Below are 517 nucleotides of genomic sequence, written 5' to 3'. Positions count from 1 at the left end.
GCTGCACCGCGAGGGCGGCACCCGCGAGGTGCGCTTTGCCCTGTACCGCCGCGCCACTGCTACACTTTTACCTCATCTGAACATCTGCAACCGCCCATGACCGTGGCCAACCGCCGCATCGCCGTCTACCCCGGCACGTTCGACCCGATCACCAATGGTCATATCGACCTGGTCAGCCGGGCCGCGCCGCTGTTTGAAAAGGTCGTGGTCGGCGTGGCACAGAGCCCGTCCAAGGGGCCGGCGCTGCCGCTGGAGCAGCGCGTGCAGCTGGCTCGCGGTGCGCTGGGGCACCACAGCAACGTCGAGGTCATCGGCTTCGATACGCTGCTGGCTCATTTCGTACGTTCGGTCCAGGGCGGGGTGCTGCTGCGCGGCCTGCGCGCGGTGTCCGACTTCGAGTACGAGTTCCAGATGGCGAGCATGAACCGCCACCTGATCCCCGAGGTCGAGACCCTGTTCCTGACCCCGGCCGAACAGCACAGCTTCATTTCGTCCTCGCTGGTCCGCGAGATCGCGC

General features: G+C 66.5%; 1 protein-coding gene. It reads left to right on the top strand.

The annotated features are described in order from the left end of the window. Positions 1 to 96: 96 nt before the first annotated feature. A partial coding sequence (gene coaD, locus C9414_RS21125; protein WP_107164311.1) for a pantetheine-phosphate adenylyltransferase occupies positions 97 to 517 on the top strand: 421 nt, incomplete at its 3' end.

Source organism: Bacillus sp. Nf3 (genome assembly GCF_003028545.1).
Taxonomy (GTDB): Bacteria; Bacillota; Bacilli; order Bacillales; family Bacillaceae; genus Bacillus; species Bacillus safensis.
The sequence above is the reverse complement of the archived record's forward strand: the minus strand, read 5'-3'. Positions and strand labels throughout refer to the sequence as shown.